The 17,555-nt window shown below is 44.0% G+C and carries 10 protein-coding genes and 3 pseudogenes; 6 read left to right on the top strand and 7 right to left on the bottom strand.

Features of this window, described 5'->3' with window-relative positions; translation table 11 throughout:
- Window positions 1-310: 310 nt before the first annotated feature.
- The 3 genes from RLO19_RS24830 (at window position 311) to RLO19_RS24820 (ending at window position 3,252) form a co-directional block, all read left to right on the top strand.
- Window positions 311-1,135: a DUF1206 domain-containing protein gene (locus tag RLO19_RS24830; RefSeq protein ID WP_446360061.1), complete on the top strand. Its 825-nt coding sequence runs from the start codon at window positions 311-313 to the stop codon at window positions 1,133-1,135.
- A gap of 84 nt (window positions 1,136-1,219) precedes the next feature.
- Window positions 1,220-1,630: a potassium channel family protein gene (locus RLO19_RS24825; protein ID WP_446360060.1), complete on the top strand. Its 411-nt coding sequence runs from the start codon at window positions 1,220-1,222 to the stop codon at window positions 1,628-1,630.
- A gap of 170 nt (window positions 1,631-1,800) precedes the next feature.
- Window positions 1,801-3,252 (top strand): TrkH family potassium uptake protein, encoded by a 1,452-nt coding sequence (locus RLO19_RS24820; protein WP_446360070.1) that lies wholly within the window; start codon window positions 1,801-1,803, stop codon window positions 3,250-3,252.
- 98 nt (window positions 3,253-3,350) lie between these two features.
- On the opposite strand, the gene RLO19_RS24815 is transcribed toward RLO19_RS24820, so the two are convergent.
- Window positions 3,351-3,533 (bottom strand): CsbD family protein, encoded by a 183-nt coding sequence (locus RLO19_RS24815; protein WP_446336322.1) that lies wholly within the window; start codon window positions 3,531-3,533, stop codon window positions 3,351-3,353.
- Window positions 3,534-3,772: 239 nt separating this feature from the next.
- Between RLO19_RS24815 and RLO19_RS24810 the strand changes: the two genes are divergently transcribed.
- Entirely contained in the window at window positions 3,773-4,675 is a 903-nt protein-coding gene (locus RLO19_RS24810) for a YegS/Rv2252/BmrU family lipid kinase (RefSeq protein ID WP_446360059.1), read from the top strand.
- Between the two features lie 155 nt (window positions 4,676-4,830).
- Here RLO19_RS24810 and RLO19_RS24805 read toward each other — a convergent pair whose 3' ends face one another.
- The 6 genes and pseudogenes from RLO19_RS24805 to RLO19_RS24780 form a co-directional block, all read right to left on the bottom strand.
- On the bottom strand, window positions 4,831-5,004 hold the full coding sequence (locus RLO19_RS24805; RefSeq protein ID WP_446360058.1) for a YqaE/Pmp3 family membrane protein: 174 nt from the start codon (window positions 5,002-5,004) through the stop codon (window positions 4,831-4,833).
- Between the two features lie 275 nt (window positions 5,005-5,279).
- Window positions 5,280-8,822, bottom strand: coding sequence for a GAF domain-containing protein (locus RLO19_RS24800; protein WP_446360057.1), 3,543 nt, complete (start codon window positions 8,820-8,822; stop codon window positions 5,280-5,282).
- A 286-nt stretch (window positions 8,823-9,108) separates the two neighbouring features.
- Window positions 9,109-9,279, bottom strand: a pseudogene (locus RLO19_RS24795) (AAA-like domain-containing protein); the annotation flags it as partial.
- A gap of 33 nt (window positions 9,280-9,312) precedes the next feature.
- A complete protein-coding gene (locus tag RLO19_RS24790; RefSeq protein ID WP_446360069.1) occupies window positions 9,313-9,948 on the bottom strand; it encodes a macro domain-containing protein in 636 nt (211 codons plus the stop codon).
- A 63-nt stretch (window positions 9,949-10,011) separates the two neighbouring features.
- Window positions 10,012-11,154: pseudogene (locus RLO19_RS24785) on the bottom strand (AAA-like domain-containing protein); the annotation flags it as partial.
- 81 nt (window positions 11,155-11,235) lie between these two features.
- A complete protein-coding gene (locus tag RLO19_RS24780) occupies window positions 11,236-12,804 on the bottom strand; it encodes an AAA-like domain-containing protein (protein WP_446360056.1) in 1,569 nt (522 codons plus the stop codon).
- 884 nt (window positions 12,805-13,688) lie between these two features.
- Between RLO19_RS24780 and RLO19_RS24775 the strand changes: the two are divergent.
- A pseudogene (locus RLO19_RS24775) lies at window positions 13,689-13,832 on the top strand (mersacidin/lichenicidin family type 2 lantibiotic); the annotation flags it as partial.
- A gap of 393 nt (window positions 13,833-14,225) precedes the next feature.
- Window positions 14,226-17,510 carry a type 2 lanthipeptide synthetase LanM family protein gene (locus tag RLO19_RS24770; RefSeq protein WP_446360055.1) on the top strand — a complete coding sequence of 1,095 codons (3,285 nt, stop codon included), beginning with the start codon at window positions 14,226-14,228 and terminating at the stop codon, window positions 17,508-17,510.
- Window positions 17,511-17,555 lie beyond the last annotated feature (45 nt).

Below are 17,555 nucleotides of genomic sequence, written 5' to 3'. Positions count from 1 at the left end.
CCCAGTTGTAGGGGCGGGTTTTCCAGATAACTTATGGTGACAAACCGATAACTTGACTAAACCCGCCCAGTTGTAGGGGCGGGTTTTCCAGATAACTTATGGTGACAAACCGATAACTTTACTAAACCCGCCCTTAGGGGAGAAAAAATTAAATTAGAGCTAAGAGCGAGCAGTCTCGGAACCCACCCTCACTATTTTGGCATATAGAGTCAAGAGTAAAATTTCATCCCGGCGATAGATATAATTTTGCCAGTAAAATAGATAGTATTTTTGCATTATCAAAGGGAATACTTTAGAGCAAAATATACTTATGTCTCAAACACAGAATGCAGGTAACGAAAGTAGTTGGATTGAAAAATTAGCTAGATTTGGGTACACAACCAAAGGGATTGTATATGCCATTGTTGGCTTATTAGCGTTACAAGTAGCATTGGGCAACGGCGGGAAAACCACAGATACCAAAGGTGCTTTAAGCACAATTGCTGCCCAGCCATTTGGTAAGTTTATGTTAGCGGTAGTCGCCTTGGGTTTAATTGGATATGTAGTGTGGCGTTTTGTTCAAGCAATTCAAGATCCTGATCATAGAGGCAAAAGTAATGATGCTGACGATATTGTCAGGCGTATTGGTTACGGAATTAGTGGTTTGATTTATGCAAGTTTAGCCTTCACTGCGATTCAAATCGTTGTGAATGCGAATCAGAGTGCTAGCGGTGGAACTACAAAGCAAACTTGGACAGCCCGCCTGCTTGCCCAACCCTTTGGTCAGTGGTTAGTGGGTATAATTGGGGCAATTATTATTGGTTACGGCTTTTACCAATTCTATAAAGCTTACAAAGCTAAATTCCGCAAAAAGATGAAGTTGCATGAGATGAGTAATACTGAGGAAACATGGGCAACTCGTGCGGGTAGACTGGGTTTAGCGGCGCGGGGTGTAGTCTTTGTGATGATTGGTTTCTTTGCTATTCAGGCAGGTCTTCAGTATGATTCTAGTGAAGTCAGAGGACTTGATGGGGCGTTAGAAAGCCTGTCTCGACAACCTTATGGAGCTTGGTTATTGGGAATTGTTGCCATTGGTTTAATTGCCTACGGAATTCACATGTTTGCCCAGGCAGAATATAGGCGGATTCGGGCATAAACTCAATAGTATTTCAAAGTCCAAAACCTTTTTAGGTGAAAAAATCGTTGTCTGTTATTGTTGTTTTTTTATAGAACGATTATCATGTACTTGATTGTCTTAGGCGCAGGACCGGAGGGGGCTAGCTTAATTGACTTAGCCCTCAAAGATGGTCATGAGGTTGCCCTGATTGAAGAAGATGTGGAACGAGCCAGAACTGTTCTCAAAAACCACGATATTAATGTATTTCAAGGGGATATTGCCAAGGAGAGTCTCTTGGACGAAGCCAGTGCAGATCGCGCTGATGCCCTGATCGCCGCCACGAGTGATGACTCCGCTAATCTAATGGCAATGTTTCTGGGCAAAGAGTACGAAATCAAAACGCTGATTAGCATGGTAAATCATTCAAATCATCAGTCTCTTTTTGAACGTTTAGGAGTACAGGTTCTCACCAATCCAGAAATGATTATTGCCAAGTCTCTCTATGGGATGATGGAAGATTCTGACGATGAATAAAAACTAACTCAAAACTCGGTCGGGGCGGGTTAATTCGTAGCCGGGTGATGCAATAAACGATAATAGTGAAACCCGCCCCTACACAAAACTAAAACTTATTGGTTATCGTGAATCAACGTATTAAAACAATCCTGCGTGACGTAGGTCTATTTCTTCATGTCCCAGGAGTAATGGCATTAGTGTCTCTACCTATCGCCATTTTGTTGGGTGAATATTATGCAATACTGCCCTTCTTTTGGACAGCATTAGCGTCATTAGCAGCGGCACAAGGGCTTTATCGTCTGTTTCGCCATGCAGAAGCCTCACGTCTACCTCATGCATTGGTGGCTGTTGCCCTCAGCTGGGGATTAATTCCCTTTTTTGGTGCTATCCCATTGATATTAATTGCGTCTCATTTAGCTAATGTTACTCTCCCTTCCATGACTATGCTTAATTTCCAGGAACCCTGGAATGCCCTATTTGAAGCGTTTTCCGGGTTTACCAGTACAGGGCTAAGCATGGCGCTGCGCTCAAGTGACTTACCGCGTAGTATCCAGTGGTGGCGTTCCTTTATGGAATGGGTTGGCGGCGTGGGTGTGATTGTGCTGATGGTTTCAGTCTTAGAACCCAGTACTGATGCTTATCAACTTTACTATGCTGAAGGACGCCAGAAGCGAATTGGTTTAACGGTGACAGAGACAGTACGTAAAATTTGGTGGATTTATCTCCTATACACGGTAGTGAGTGTCGTCTGGTTGCGCTTAGTCGGAATGCCGTGGTGGGATGCGCTGAATCATGGCATGACGGGGATTTCAACAGGGGGATTTGCTATCACTGATAATAGTATTGGTTCCTATAGTCCTCAAATCCAGTTAGCTGTTATCCCTATCATGATTGCAGGGGCGATTAGTTTTCCCATTCACTATCAACTGATTCGCCAGCGAAAGCTATCAGCATTGTGGCAAGATACTCAACATCGGGCGCTGTGGATACTGCTAGCTTTGGGTATCGTAGTGATGGTACTCGAAGACTATTGGTTTAGAGGTCAAATTTTTTGGATTGATAGTATATTCCAGTGGGCTTCAGCCTTGGGAACCTGTGGTTTTAGTACGACAAACTTACGATTGTGGAGTCCCACAACCAAACTCTTATTAACGTTCGGAATGATTTGCGGTGGGGCTTCCGGTTCTACAGTCGGTGGGTTAAAATTGACTCGAATTGTATCATTGTTTAAAGGGATTCTGTGGCGCTTTGAACGCATTACCCTAAAACCCCATCAGATGATGCGTTATGTACTAGATGGCGAAGTCATTAAAGAAAATGAAGCGAATCGTCGGATTGAGTCGGCGGCTGTTCTGGCAATACTCTGGGTGAGTTCAATTGCGATTGGTGTTGTAGTTTTAGTCCATATCGTCACACCTCAGTATAGTTTAAGTGACATTATTTTTGAAGCTGCATCAGCCCTCGGAAGTGTCGGCTTATCTAGTGGAATTACCCATCCTAATTTGCCTTGGCTAGGTAAGTTGACGTTGATTGTCTTGATGTGGATGGGACGTTTGGAGATTGTTCCCGTACTGCTTTTGCTGTCTTGGCCCCTAGGCGGCTTAGGCAAGATGATTGGCAGGAAAATTCATCGGATGTAACAAAACTTACACAACTCCCCTCTCTATAGTTGTAGGGTCAATTCATGAATTGCCCCTACAAGTAGCGTCTGCTTTGTCGGTAAATTTACGCAAACAAATTAGTCAATTTTTTTCTTGATTTCCTCTTTGAGATTCTCTACCGAATGTCGCACTTGAGCTTCTGCTTGTTTCGCTTTACCTTCAGCTTTATCTTCAGGATCGCCCGTAATCTCTCCCATGGCTTCCTGGGCTTTCCCTTCAATATTTTTGGCTGTGGCTTTCATCCGATCTTCCGTACTCATAGTGATATATTTATCAAGTTCTACATCCTCAAGCATATCGAATCAGCTAGACTTATACCTCTAGCTTGAGAAGTATTTCTTGAGGAATACGTATTTTTATAGATGGCATTGTTAATGAAGAGCTAATAAAATATATACTTAACACCTCTCTCAATCAACCAATTGAGCTATATTGTTCATTAAAGCAAAGTAAAGCTCAAAAGCATGCATAAATTTTTTTTAGGCAGTAATTACTCACTATGACTCGTTCCGCGTGCCTAATTTTCAATCCTGTTGCTGGTCAAACAGACCCCGACGAAGATTTAAATAAAATCGTTAATGTTTTGGAGCCAGAAATTGAACTCGATGTTCAATTCACCACGCCCGAAAAGGATGCGGAGCAACTGACGAAAACTGCCGTTGAGCAAGGTGTTCAGATGATCATCGCTTCTGGAGGTGACGGGACTCTCTCAGCTGCAGCTGGCGTACTGGTAGAAACAGGTATCCCCTTAGGTATTATTCCCCGAGGGACGGCTAACGCCATTGCTGCAGCGTTGGGAATTCCTGACACGATTAAAGCAGCTTGTAAAATTATTTTAGAGGGGAAAACCCAGAAAATTGATGTAGCCCGATGTAATGGTAAGCCGATGGTACTGCTAGCCGGAATTGGTTTTGAAGCCAAAACAGTTGAAGATGCAGATCGAGAGCTAAAAAATAATTTTGGTATGCTAGCTTATGTCTTATCAGGACTACAAAAGCTCGGTGAGTTGGAACCTTTTGAGGCAAAGATTGAGACAGACGAGAATACCGTTACCATTACAGCAGGAGCAGTAACGGTAGCCAATGCAGCACCGCCGACATCAATTTTAGCTCAAGGACCGGCTGGTATTGTTTATGACGATGGACTTCTTGATTTAACCGTCGTCACTCCCAAAAATCAAGTCAATGCAATTAGCGCCTCTTATGAACTCTTGCTATCGGCTATTTTTGGGGAAAGTGCCAAACATGAGGCTATTAAGTATATCAGAACTCGCTACGTTAAAGTGACCGCGAAACCTCCCCAAAAAATTGCCCTGGATGGAGAAATTATTGGCGAAACTCCAATTCAGGTGGAATGTATTCCTGGAGGTTTAACGATTTTTATGCCGACGCAGGAAGACTAATGTTTGAGGTTATTATCTGATTGGCTAATAGAGGGGGCGAAAGACTACCATTCAAACAAGCCAAGCTAAACTATTAGTTCAAAAAAAAGGTCAATAAAAATAAAATAGAGATGCCATGCAGACGTGCCGTGGCACGTCTCTACAAGGTAACGGTATTAGACGTATCTTTCTTCATGTTTTACAATGACCCAAACCGCATGAATGGAACCCGGAAGCCAAGCTAACAGGGTCAACAAAATGTTAATAAAAAAGGCTGAACTAATTCCTGTGGTCAGAAAAACTCCCACCGGTGGAAGAAGGATTCCCAAAACTATTCGGAGTAATTTCATAATGATTACTAAAGTAAGTACGTTGGTTACTCTGTAAATAGTGGGGAGGGCGGGTTTTGTTGTTCCGTTATCTGTGAATATCTGAATTTAGTCCCTAAACCCGCCCCTACAGATTCCCTAAACCCGCCCCTACAGATTCCCTAAACCCGCCCCTACAGATTCCCTAAACCCGCCCCTACAATTGTCCCTGAACCCGCCCCTACAATTGTCCCTAAACCCGCCCCTACAGTGTCTACTAAAGGGAGTACAGAGGATTTAACCCTTGATTTTGGTTACTAAAGCGACGCTCTAGACAGTCTACCCAAAATTTCACTTTTTAATACATCCTGCTGTTGATTGCTTTGAACAATCACGGCGACTTGATTATTAAATATCTCAATATACCTTCGATCGCGTTCATTAAAACTTGTCTTAAAATAATCAGGAACCTCAGGATAATCAGCGGAGTTATCCTCAGAAAAAGTCCCCGGTTTGCGCTTGTTGAGTAACTGCGTCACTCCCAATAACTCCCCATCACGGCTTAAAACCGGCATACAGAGCAAACTATAGGTGCGATATCCAGTTTCTAAATCCATTTGTTTGGCGTGTAATGCGCCAACATGGTCATACAAGTCATAGGAAATCATCATCAGTTTACCTGATGCTGCCACTTGACCGGCAAAACCCGTACCAATTTGACAGCGAATTTTCCCAACACCAGGAAGTTCAGTCCATAAATCACCACGTTGGCGATCAACTAGCCAAAGGATACTGCGATCAGCATTGGTCAAGTTTTGCGCCGCATCCATTACTTTTTGCAGAATTTCCTGGGATGTCCAATTCCCTTGACTAATCGAACTAATGGCTAGCCATAACGCATCGATGGCTTGTCGCCCCTGAATGATCCGCATTTCTCGATAAAAAGATTGTACCCCTTCCAGAATGGGGAGAATAGAAGGGACAGATTGAGCGAGTTGCTTTTCATCGGCTTTCCTAAACCCTTTAGGGTCAATGCGTTCAGATAACGGTGCGCCGCGATCGCTAGTGGGTTTAAGCTTATTGTACAATTCCATAATTGCCACTACATTCTGCTGCGAATTGACGATGGGATAGACTAAATGACTATGAATAGGATAGTCCTCAACTTGAGGGGTAGCCGTTTGAATTAATGTCGAGAGGCTTTGATGCTTATGAGTCACTCGATGTCGCGTCAATTTGAATGTAAAGTCTAAATCTTTTCCGTCAACAGCAATCTGGACTTCCCTAATTTTTCCAATTTTTTCATCAACAATCAACGACCAAAACTCCTGATGATCGCTATTCAAGATAAAAATTGTACTTCGTTCAGCATCTAGGGACTTTGCCACCGATTTGGCGACAAAATTTAGCATATTGTGCATAACTTCATCACTATGGTTGCCCACGGCTTGACTCAGCATGACTAGGGTATTGTGAACCCCTTCTTTGGGTTGAATTTGGGCAAGCTGTTTTAATGTTTCATGGGTTTGGGCATAGTGCAGAATCACACCGACTCGCTCGTTAAACACTTGCATCGACTGGCAGTCATGCTCATCAAAACTCGCTTTAAATTGTTCAGGCGGTTGGGGCCAATCGTCCGGTTTATAGGCAGGAAAATGCCCCGATTTACGTTTATTAACTAACTGCGTCACGCCAATTAATTCACCATCGGCGTTAAATACAGGCATACAGAGTAAACTACAGGTGCGATAACCCGTGGTGCGGTCAAATTTTCGAGAATTTGTTGCATCAGGATGATCGTAGAGGTCAAAGGGAATATTTAGGGGTTGACCCGTTTTAGCCACTTTACCTACAAATCCCACACCAACAGGGACTCGCATTTGGGTCAAGGAACCATCAGCTTGGGGCATTTTTGTCCACAAATCATGGCGATCGCGATCCAAAAGCCATAAGGTACTGCGATCAGCATTCATGAGTTTCTTTGCCGCGTCCATAACCCGTGGTAGGATTTCTTGAATATCTAAACTACTCTTATCGAGAGAACGAGTGGCTTCTGCTAAAGCGGCGGTTGCTCGCAGTTTCTTTGTGGCACGATAACAGGATTGACAGCTTTCTAGAATGCGGCGAATTGCTGGAATAAATTCTGCCAATTGCTTTTGGTCACGTTGGCTAAATCCGTGGCGATCAATTAACCAATTTCCCTGATTATCCAAGTGTTTAGAGCGCTTTAATTTGTTGAGTAATTGAATAACGGCAAGGACTTGGTGGTTTTCATTTGTAATGGGTAATGCCAATACATTATAGGTATAATAATTATACTTTTGGTCATATTCTTTAACCAAATCAGACCGAGAATCTTGGTAAACATTCGACCGGATATTAATTAACTTTCCCGTTTTGGCAACTAGACCCGCAATTCCTTCCCCTAATCGTACCTGAATATCTAGAAATTCACTTCCTTCATTCTCAGCCACGACTGACCAAAGTTCGGTTTTATCTTCATTGAGTAAAAAGATAGTCGATCGATCGGCGCTGAGTAAATCGCCGATTTGTAAGGTCACGTCTCGCAACACTTCATAAAGCGCCTGCGCCGAATCTCTACCATCGGCTACACAAGCTAGTTGAGAGACTAATAGTTTTCGCTCCAGTTCAGCCAGGGTTTTCTGAAATTTGGCATACTGAGGTTCTGGTTCTAAAGCAGCCAGGTGTTTTTTTAACCAACTGGGGTTAAAAACTGACCGATAAATGCGATTGTGAACTTTTAAAATTCCCCCTTGTTTGACCACTAATCCTGACAGTCGCAATTCCATTTGTTCGGGACTCTCATCAGCAATAATTTCTTCGCATCGATTGGGGGACGTTCTCAACTCCGATATTCCTCGGATCGGGGATGAATGAGACGAGGATAAGATTTTTTGGTAAAGCTTTAAAAGTGGACGAGTGCGTTGTTCATTTCTGAGCAAGCGATCGCGAATGGTGCGTAAATGCTCCGGTTCATCGTGGCTTTCCCAGTTTTCCAGAATGCGCGATCGCACGAGTTGCTCAACCCAGTTAGATTCTTGTCCTAAAGGCGGTGCATCCTCGGCTTCGACAATTAGCTTGCAGAGTTTCTGGGTTAAAAAGGGTTGTCCCTGTGTCCAACTGAGTACCGCTTTCATCAGTTCCTGGGAGTTGGCAGATTTGACGGTTAATCCTTGGGTAATAGGTTCGGCTTCGTCTAAGCGAAAACCCGTCAGTTCAATCGCTTCTCCACAATTGAATGGAAGACTATAGGCTTGGGAACGAATTAAATCTGTCGGCGACGCCACGCCTAAAATCGCAAAGGTGAGGCGATTATATTCCGGTTGATCGGCGCGATTATTATGACAAGCGCGAATTAAACCAAAAAAGTCATTCACAGAAAATGGCAAACGGAGAACACTATCGACTTCATCGACAAAGATGATTAATTTTTTTCCCAAAAGCGATTCATTTTTGAGGAGAACATCTTTAATAAATCGCACCAATCCCTGGGTACTGGATAAGCTTCCATAGTTGCACCACCAGCTATCAAAGTCGCCAATTTTATCCAGGAGATGAAAACTATCCGCTAGGGTATAGGTGATACTGCCATAAAATTCACTTGGCGTAATATCGGGACTAATAATTTCGGTCAAATCAATTGCAGCACAGGCAATTCCTTCCGACTGGAGTCGCGTCATGGTTTGCACTCGCAAGCTAGACTTCCCCATCTGTCGAGAGTTCAGGACATAACAAAAGAGTCCAGCTTTTAAGGCTGTATAGAGAGCGCGATCGGCTTGTCGCCAAACATAGGTGGGAGCATCAGCCGGGAGACTACCACCAACTTTATATTCATACATGCTTTACTGAATAAGTATTGTGGTGGGGGTAGGATGCAGGGGAATCCTGTAAAAACGTAGCCTGTTACGTCTGGAAGTAGGGGGAGCAAACTTCGAGTATTCTTGGGTGAATCCTCGATAAATCCATAATAATTGGTTGAAGCCTAGTTTTCCAAGGGATTTGTTTGTGTAGGCATCCTGCTCCTTTACCGAATAAAGACAGTACAATCGTTTTATGTCCATAGTGATTGGCTGTTAAGAGTTTTGAGGGCTTCAGGATGAGTCACTAAATAATCCTTGAGCCAGTCATAATCTGTACCCGCAAGCTGGATTTACCCATCTGTCGGGAGTTGAGAACATAGCAAAATTCTCCGTTGATTAATCCCTGATACAATTGAGCATCAGCGTTTCGTACCACATAAGTCGGGTGCTGATACTCTAAACTTCCGCCGACTTTGTAATAGTCTCTATTTACCATACTATAATTTTTTATCGTCTATGAATTTAAAATTTAACTTAAAAATATAGGGTAGTGTTTAATCACCTTGATCAACCATTTATTTTGCACTTCATCTAGGAAGTATTCAGGATTTAACTCCACCGCCGTTTCTCTATCATAGAGAGTAATACATACTTCTAGGATTGTTTGGTGAATTGTCGATAAATCCATAATAATTTGTTTAAGCATCATTTCCCAAGCGATTTGTTTGTCCAGGCATCCGGCTCCTGTCCCCAGTAAAGGAAAGACAATTGTTTTATATCCATAGTCATTGGCTTTCCTCAGGCAATCATGTACAACCTTCTGAATTATCTTTTTCGACGGAAATAATTCAAGCTGCCAATCAATGACTGCACCGTGAAATATTTTTTTTGCCTGGAGATTTCCCGCAGATGTAACCGCAACATCACCGATAGATAAAGCATTTGACATTCTAAAATTTAGACCCTCACTGTAAATTTTATTGCCACCCATCCGTCTAATGCGGCGAGAGACTCCACCTCTCATACTGAGATAGGTATCATCCGAACTGACGATAACATCGGCGGCAAGATTCGTGATATCTCCTTGGTAGATTCTGATCAATTTATCATCTACTAAAAAATCTGATATAAACCCTTCTCCTGGTTTATTTGTAATTATTTTCACCAAAGGTGTTTTAGAAGTTGTAGTTGCAGCAGATAAGTCACCAGTGGAGTCAGTTTTACGCTCAGAATTAGCTACCTCTGACAATACATCTGCTTCCGCCAAGAGTTCATCCAGCCACGTTTGGTTAAAAACTGCCTGATAAATCCGGTTAGCGACTCTTAACTTTCCCTGCTGCTTCACCACTAACCCAGACAGCCGTAATTCCATCTGTTCTGGGGTGTCCTTGGCTTTCACTTCTCCTTGGTGTAAAATCTGTTGATAGAGGAGCAGCAAGGGTTGATAGAGGAGCAGCAAGGGTTTCTGGCGCGGACTCCACTTGATGCGATCGCGGATTGTTCTTAAATGCTCCGGTTCATCACCGGCTTCCCAGTTTTCGATGATATTTTCCCGTACTAACGCCTCAATCCCGTTCGATGATTTGAGAGTATCCAATTCTGACTCTTGGACAATTAATTTACACAGCTTTTGGGTCAGAAACGGCTGACCCCCTGTCCACTCCAATACCTCAGCGATTACCTGTCTGGGATGGCTGACAATTGTCTCTAATCCTTGCACCAATGGACTCACTTCATCCAAGTTAAACCCGGTTAATTCTATCGCTGTGCCAATATTAAACGGGGTACTCAGAGTTCTGGAGGCGATCAAATCTGATGGCGTAGCGACGCCCAACAGGCAAAAGGTGAGACGTTGATAATCTGGGTTATCCACTCGCTGATTATAGCAAGCCCGGAGCAAGGCAAAAAAGTCATCTCGAAAGGGAATTTTTATGATACTATCGATTTCATCGATAAAAATGACGATGTGATCAGATAACTCAATTAACAGCACATCATCGATAAATTCACTCAAGCGTTGTACCGGAGATAAAACCTCGCGATCGCGCCACCAGTTGCTAAAGTTAATCTTCCTGGAAAGTCGAAACCCACGCAATAATTCAGACACCAATCCCCCATACCATTCTTCTGGTGTAACATGACTACCAATGCGAGTCATATCAATCGTGGCACATTTTACCCCTTGAGCTTTTAGCTTTTTCGTCATCTGCACCCGTAAGCTGGATTTACCCATCTGTCGAGAGTTGAGGACGTAGCAGAATTCTCCGTTAATTAATCCTTGATACAATTGAGCATCAGCGTTTCGCACCACATAAGTCGGATGCTGATACTCTAAACTTCCTCCTACTTTGTAATAATTGCTATCTGACATAGAGTCATTTTAGATTAGTGTAATCCCAGTAACAAAAACCCTGTAGAGACGTTGCATGCAACGTCTCTACAATTTGGGTCGCTAGAATTCATAATTCATAATTCGCTGAAAATATTGCCGATATAACTGACAACGAGGAATGACGCGATCGCGCTTTCGCTGAATCAGCCCTATACTGTATAATTGATACGCCTGCATGGTTTCGATTTGCACGGGTTCGGTGGCACTAACTACCTGTTTTAGGGCGGCGGCTAATTCTGCATTTTCTCTGAGCATTCCCCAATGTCGGCGCAAATGTGCCTCATAGATTCCTGCTTCTGTTGGCGCATCGTGTAATAATTGGGATAGCGTTACATCCTGACGCGCTAAGTGATACAGTCCCAATCGCACTAAATAGGGATGTCCCCCTACCATCGCCATGAACTGTAGAACTTGCGTCTCATCCCAATCCAGTTGATAGCGTTGAGCTAAATCGGCGACTTGTTGCGAGGTAAACTCTGGCAATTCTATCGGTAATCCCACATTAAAGGGGGATTGATTAATATCCAAGGGTCCATAATCTTCCGTTGAATGCGCCACGACTAATCGCAATTCTTCCCAAATATCCACAGTCTTGGCTTCCTCATGCCAACTGCGTAACATAGGAAAGAATCCTTGTGCAATATCTGGGGACTGAAACACCCGATCTGCTTCATCTAATGCCAAGACTAAAGGAGAATCCAGTTGTTCTAATAAATGATCTTGGATGTAGGTTGTACAATTAACAATACTGCCCCGATCTTGATCCCAATACTTATCCAGTTGAGCATCAAGTTTAAGTTTAGAAGCGATACAAACACACAACCAGCGCAAAAAGCGATTCAGACTGCTAAAGACTTCTGCCTCAGCTTGTAGCAAATTTAACCGCACCGTGGCATAACCTTGCTGTTCTGCATAGTCCAGAATCCGGTCTAGCAGCGACGTTTTACCCATTTGCCGAGGTGCTTTAATCCGAATCAGCGCCCCAGGTTGACAAATTGTCTGATAACAACGCTCCTCAATGGGAGGGCGTTCTATATAAAACTGAGAATTGAGTTTCACTGGATCATTCGGTAGTTCTAACCCATTTCCTAACGGTGGAGATGACCGATAAATCTTCCCAGACGTGCCATGAGACGTGCCATGGCACGTCTCTACATCACGCTTCGTCTTCCGTGATTGTACCCCTGTAGTTACAGAAGGCGGTGGTGATGCAGTCGGGGCGACTTGTTTTGACTTTTCCGGGCGGCGACGTTCCCACTCTAGATTAAACCGCTGCATAATCGCATCTTTATCGTACCGCTTGTGCCAGAGTTTCAGGGTAAAGTGCCAATCATGTAACCCTTTCTTTCCCGGACGATTATCTTCCAGAATCTCGACAAAATCTGCCAGCCGTTTCAATGCTTCTTTAATTTGTTCGCTATTTAATTTGCCTTCATAGGGATCTAAGGCGGTTAGTTCCTGGAGAAATCGTACTTTTGTCCTGACAACCAACTGGTTCTCACTTTGCCAGTTGACTTTTATCTGTAGATGTTCTGTATTCTCCCACTCGTCATTGGCGTAAGCCAGCAACGCTTCTAACAGGCGTTTTGCCCGTTTTTTCGCTTGAGGTCCATAGTTCGGTCTAGCCATCGACAAGTCCCACCCGGTAAAAACGTTGGGGGGGTTCCCCTAAGTTGGGTAACATCCCCTAACGATTTATCCCCCATTGTAGGGAACTTCTCGCTACCAGCACAGGTAGCAGAGTTGAGGGTAGTTCTCCCCGTTCGTAGTAGGCACGCTTCGTGCCTCCCTAATCTGTCATTGGAGAACAGAGCATAGTCATAATCTTAGGACTTACGCTTTCTTGACGGCACAGGCGCTACCTGTAGGGGCACGGCAATGCCGTGCCCCTACTATATGTGGCGTTTGTGCGTAAGTCCTGAATCTGTCATTCTGAACGGAGCGACAGCGGAGTGAAGAATCTAGAGAGATGCTGTGCGCTATCGCGCCAAGCTTCGCTAACGCTCCTGTTCCTTCGCTTCGCTCAGGACTACGCGAACCCTGACATCAGGTCAGATTGTGACCGTGTGCAGTATTACTGTTGGGGTTCTAATACTGTTTCGCTGTTACTTTGTCCGCAACAATTCACTCAGTAGAGGGTTGACAAATTTCGCTTCATGAATAATTTTTTTAGGAAATTGGTAGAATTTGCGTTCTTTAGAGCAATCTCACCATCAACAAGTCAAATTCGGCAATAAAGTTGGGGGAATCCCCTAATTTAGCGACTTCCCCTAACTGTTTATCTCCCACTGTAGAAAACTTTTAGCGTCAAGCCTAGGCGATTAGCTTGAGGGAAATTCCCCCAACTATTCTGAATTCATGAGTCAAATGACTCGCGATTGAGCCAATAAATGATTGAGAGTTGCGATGTTTTTTCAGAGCGTTCTGTGATGATTTTCTAGCTCGGTAATGCCATACCTGGCATTCACTCTGTTTCAGTTGTTTTGAGTCTACTTAACTTAAGGAGAAAACCAATGTCAAACCTCGACATCATTCGTGCTTGGAAGGATGAAGAGTATCGAAATAGCTTGAGTGAGGAGCAACGGGCGCAGTTGCCTGAAAACCCAGCAGGGATGGTTGAACTGTCGGATGAAGCTATGCAGAATATTGGGGGGGGCGGCTTCCTCAGCATCTTCGGCTGCGGTAAAAAAGGAGGCAATACCAGTAATCCAGTTTTAGGTATTTGCATCAAAACAGTTGGTGTTACGTGCCTTGGCGGTGGCAACACTGGCAATCCGGTGTTCGGTGTTTGTCTCAGAACACAGGGTTTAACTTGCAGTACAGTCGGACCAGGTGGTCGTAACTTTTGCAATGCCTTGTAACCTAAGTATCTGATCATACAGGCTATTGATTCAGCAATCAATAGCGATTAAGGATAATAGTTATCCTTGACGTAAATTGTGACGGACGGCAATATTTTATCAAACAGTCCGTCACCATTTTTGCCCCTAAAACCAACTCTGATATTCGTGCGATATAAACAAGTTTTTCTTGAGCAGGATTATATTACTGTGAATAAAGCATACTTTAAAACGGCTGACTGGTATCGCGGAATTACGTTAAAAGAACGGGCTACCTCACTACCATTAGTCCGAAAACAGGTGCGAAATGTTGATGTGAATGTTGAGCTAGCCCAACGAAGAATACAGCAATGGAAATCGCAGTCACCCTTCACAACTGACTCTAACTTTGCTCAACGTCTAGGAATAGATGACATAACCGAAGAGGAATTTCTCTACCTATTAGGTGAACCAATTGAGGTTATTCAAAACCGTTTACCCACTTCTACAGACTGGTTAATAGAAATTTGTCAGGCGTTTGTTGATTCTGATTCCAGTTCGATCCCACTCCCAGAAGAATTGCAAGGTGAAGAAGTAGCTGGCTTTTTAGATGCAATTGCACCCCTGATCAACCAAGGACTAGCTCAACTCCACCAAGGAGTCCAAACCTTAATCGAGACACATCCTAGTTTACCCTTTGACCCCAGCACCGTTGAAGCCTTGCTATTTGCCAATCTCCCAGGGCAATTACTCAGGATTTTGAGCCGTACAATGGTGTTAGAACTCAACGTAGCGCGTCTGCAAGGACTATTACAAGGTGACACACCAGAGGAGCGATTTAAAAGTTTCTTACAACGCCTACGCCAGCCTGAAATTGTGCTTCCTCTCCTCCAAGAGTATCCAGTCTTAGCCCGTCAACTCGTAATCAGCATTAATCGCTGGATAAACTTTAGTCTGGAATTTCTTCAACACCTCTGTACTGATTGGTTAGATATCTGTACCACATTCAGTCCAGAAGCAGAGACAGGTGTACTGGTGCAAATAGATGGCGGCGTTGGCGACACCCATCGAGGCGGACGTGCTGTTCTAATTGCAAAGTTTAGCTCTGGCTTCCAGGTAGTCTATAAGCCAAAGTCTCTAGCTGTTGATGTGCATTTTCAGCAACTCCTAGAATGGCTTAATCAGCGAGGCAATCATCCACCATTCCGCACCCTAAAAATCCTGAATCAGGGGACTTATGGCTGGGTGGAATTTATTACTCCTCAAGGTTGTACTAATCCAGAAGAAATTCAGCGTTTTTATGAACGTCAGGGGGGTTACTTGGCACTGCTGTATGCTATTGAAGCCACTGACTTTCACATGGAAAACTTAATTGCATCTGGGGAACATCCTGTTTTAGTTGACTTGGAATCACTATTCCATCCCCAAATTTCAGACATTGAGATAAACAACTCAGATAAGCTTGCATTCACAACAATTGGTTATTCCGTTTTACGTGTTGGCTTACTCCCCCAACGCCTCTGGGTAAATGATGAATCTGAGGGAATTGAGATGAGCGGATTAGGGGGGGAATCGGGTCAAATGACACTCCATACCGTCCCCTATTTAGAAGCAATTGGCACAGATGAAATGCGGGTGATTCGCGAGCGGATGCCCATATCAGGAAGTAATAATCGACCGACTTTGAATGATGCGGAAGTGAATATATTGGAGTACGCTGAAACAATCATCACTGGCTTTACCAATGTCTATCAGTTACTACTGCGATATCGAGAGGAATTGCTATCTGAAAATAGCCCTTTAGCTGCCTTTGCTGAGGATGAAGTACGCTTTATCATGCGCCCCACCTACACCTATGCTCTGTTGCTGCATGAAAGCTATCACCCAGACTTGTTACGCGATGCCTTAGAGCGCGATCGCTTTTTTGACCACCTTTGGTTGGACATCGAACAGCAACCCTATCTGGCAAAGGTGATTGCTGCTGAACGTGATGACTTGTGGCAAGGTGATATTCCCATGTTCACAACTCGCCCTAATTCTCGTGCTATTTGGAGTAGTTCTAATCAGAAAATTGCCGATTTTTATGGGGAATCAGGTATGAGTCTGGTGCAACGTCGCTTGAAACAACTCAGTAATACTGATCTCACACAACAACTTTGGTTTATCCATGCCTCTCTCACTACATTGGCAATGGCAGGGGATGAATTGCAATTCTCCAGTTACCGTGTGACAGAACCACAAAACCATGCCAGTCGCGAGCAAGTGTTGGCAGCAGCACAAGTCGTGGGTAATCGTCTAGAAACACTAGCGTTACATGGCGAAAAAGATACTTCTTGGATCGGCTTAACTGTCATTAAAGAAAAGCATTGGACTCTCACTCCCTTGGGAATAGGTCTCTATGATGGTCTACCAGGAGTTGTCCTTTTCCTTGCCTATCTTGGGGCTGTGAGTGATGAAAACCGCTACACTGTACTGGCAAAATCGGCATTGACGACAATGCAACGTCAGCTAGAGAGTAGCAAATCCTTCATTCAGGCAATTGGTGGCTTTGAGGGTTGGGGCGGAGTAATTTATACCCTAACTCATCTAGGAATTTTATGGAATGAACCAGCCTTATTAGCTGAAGCTGAAACGCTGGTTGAATTACTCCCTAATTTGATTACCAAAGATGAACATTTAGACATTGTTGGTGGTGCTGCCGGATGTCTTAACAGTCTGATTGGCTTGTACCGTTGCCGACCTTCTCAACGCATACTCGGTGCAGCAATTCAGTGCGGAGAGCAGATTATTTCTCAGGCAAAAACAATGGAAAAGGGTGTTGGTTGGGTAAGTGTTTGGGGTAGAAAACTACCGTTGGCTGGCTTCTCTCATGGTGCAGCAGGGATAGCATCAGCACTGCTGGAATTGTCTGCTCTAACAGGTGATTCACGCTTTCGTACAACAGCTCTAGCTGCTATTGAGTACGAGCGAAGTCTCTTCCGTCCTGAAGTAGGAAATTGGCCCGACTTGCGCGATTTTTCCAGTTCAATTCTGGCAGATAAAGACGACAATCAACCGAGTTGTATGACTGCATGGTGTCACGGTGCGCCGGGAATTGGGTTAGGGAGATTGCGATCGCTTCCACATCTTGATGATGCCAAAATTCGTACTGAGATTGATACAGCCCTAAAAACCACTCTGGAGCATGGATTTGGTAGCAATCACTCTCTATGTCATGGCGACTTAGGCAATCTGGAATTGCTGTTACAAGCCAGTCAAACTTTTGATGATCCACAGTGGAAAACTCAAGTTGATCGCTTTGCCGCCATTATCCTCGAAAGTATCGATAAATATGGCTGGCTCTGTGGAGTGCCTTTGGGAGTGGAGACACCCGGACTAATGACGGGTTTAGCCGGTATTGGCTATGGCTTATTGCGTTTGGCAGCACCAGATCGCGTACCCTCAGTGCTGGTACTGGAGCCTCCCAAGCTGAATAGAGCAGTACAGAAAAGTACAGACTATGCGATCGCAATCTAATCACATTTCACCTTAAAGACGCAACTCCTGAACTCGGTTGGCGAT

The sequence above is a fragment of the Coleofasciculus sp. G2-EDA-02 genome (assembly GCF_040226375.1).
Taxonomy (GTDB): domain Bacteria; phylum Cyanobacteriota; class Cyanobacteriia; order Cyanobacteriales; family Coleofasciculaceae; genus Coleofasciculus.
The sequence above is the reverse complement of the archived record's forward strand: the minus strand, read 5'-3'. Positions and strand labels throughout refer to the sequence as shown.

Coding starts and splice junctions, on each gene's coding strand:
- RLO19_RS24810 (WP_446360059.1), top strand. CDS start 3,773: ATGACTCGTTCCGCGTGCCTAATTTTCAATCCTGTTGCTGGTCAAACA.
- RLO19_RS24830 (WP_446360061.1), top strand. CDS start 311: ATGTCTCAAACACAGAATGCAGGTAACGAAAGTAGTTGGATTGAAAAA.
- RLO19_RS24825 (WP_446360060.1), top strand. CDS start 1,220: ATGTACTTGATTGTCTTAGGCGCAGGACCGGAGGGGGCTAGCTTAATT.
- RLO19_RS24815 (WP_446336322.1), bottom strand. CDS start 3,533: ATGAGTACGGAAGATCGGATGAAAGCCACAGCCAAAAATATTGAAGGG.
- RLO19_RS24800 (WP_446360057.1), bottom strand. CDS start 8,822: ATGTATGAATATAAAGTTGGTGGTAGTCTCCCGGCTGATGCTCCCACC.
- RLO19_RS24805 (WP_446360058.1), bottom strand. CDS start 5,004: ATGAAATTACTCCGAATAGTTTTGGGAATCCTTCTTCCACCGGTGGGA.
- RLO19_RS24820 (WP_446360070.1), top strand. CDS start 1,801: ATGGCATTAGTGTCTCTACCTATCGCCATTTTGTTGGGTGAATATTAT.
- RLO19_RS24780 (WP_446360056.1), bottom strand. CDS start 12,804: ATGGCTAGACCGAACTATGGACCTCAAGCGAAAAAACGGGCAAAACGC.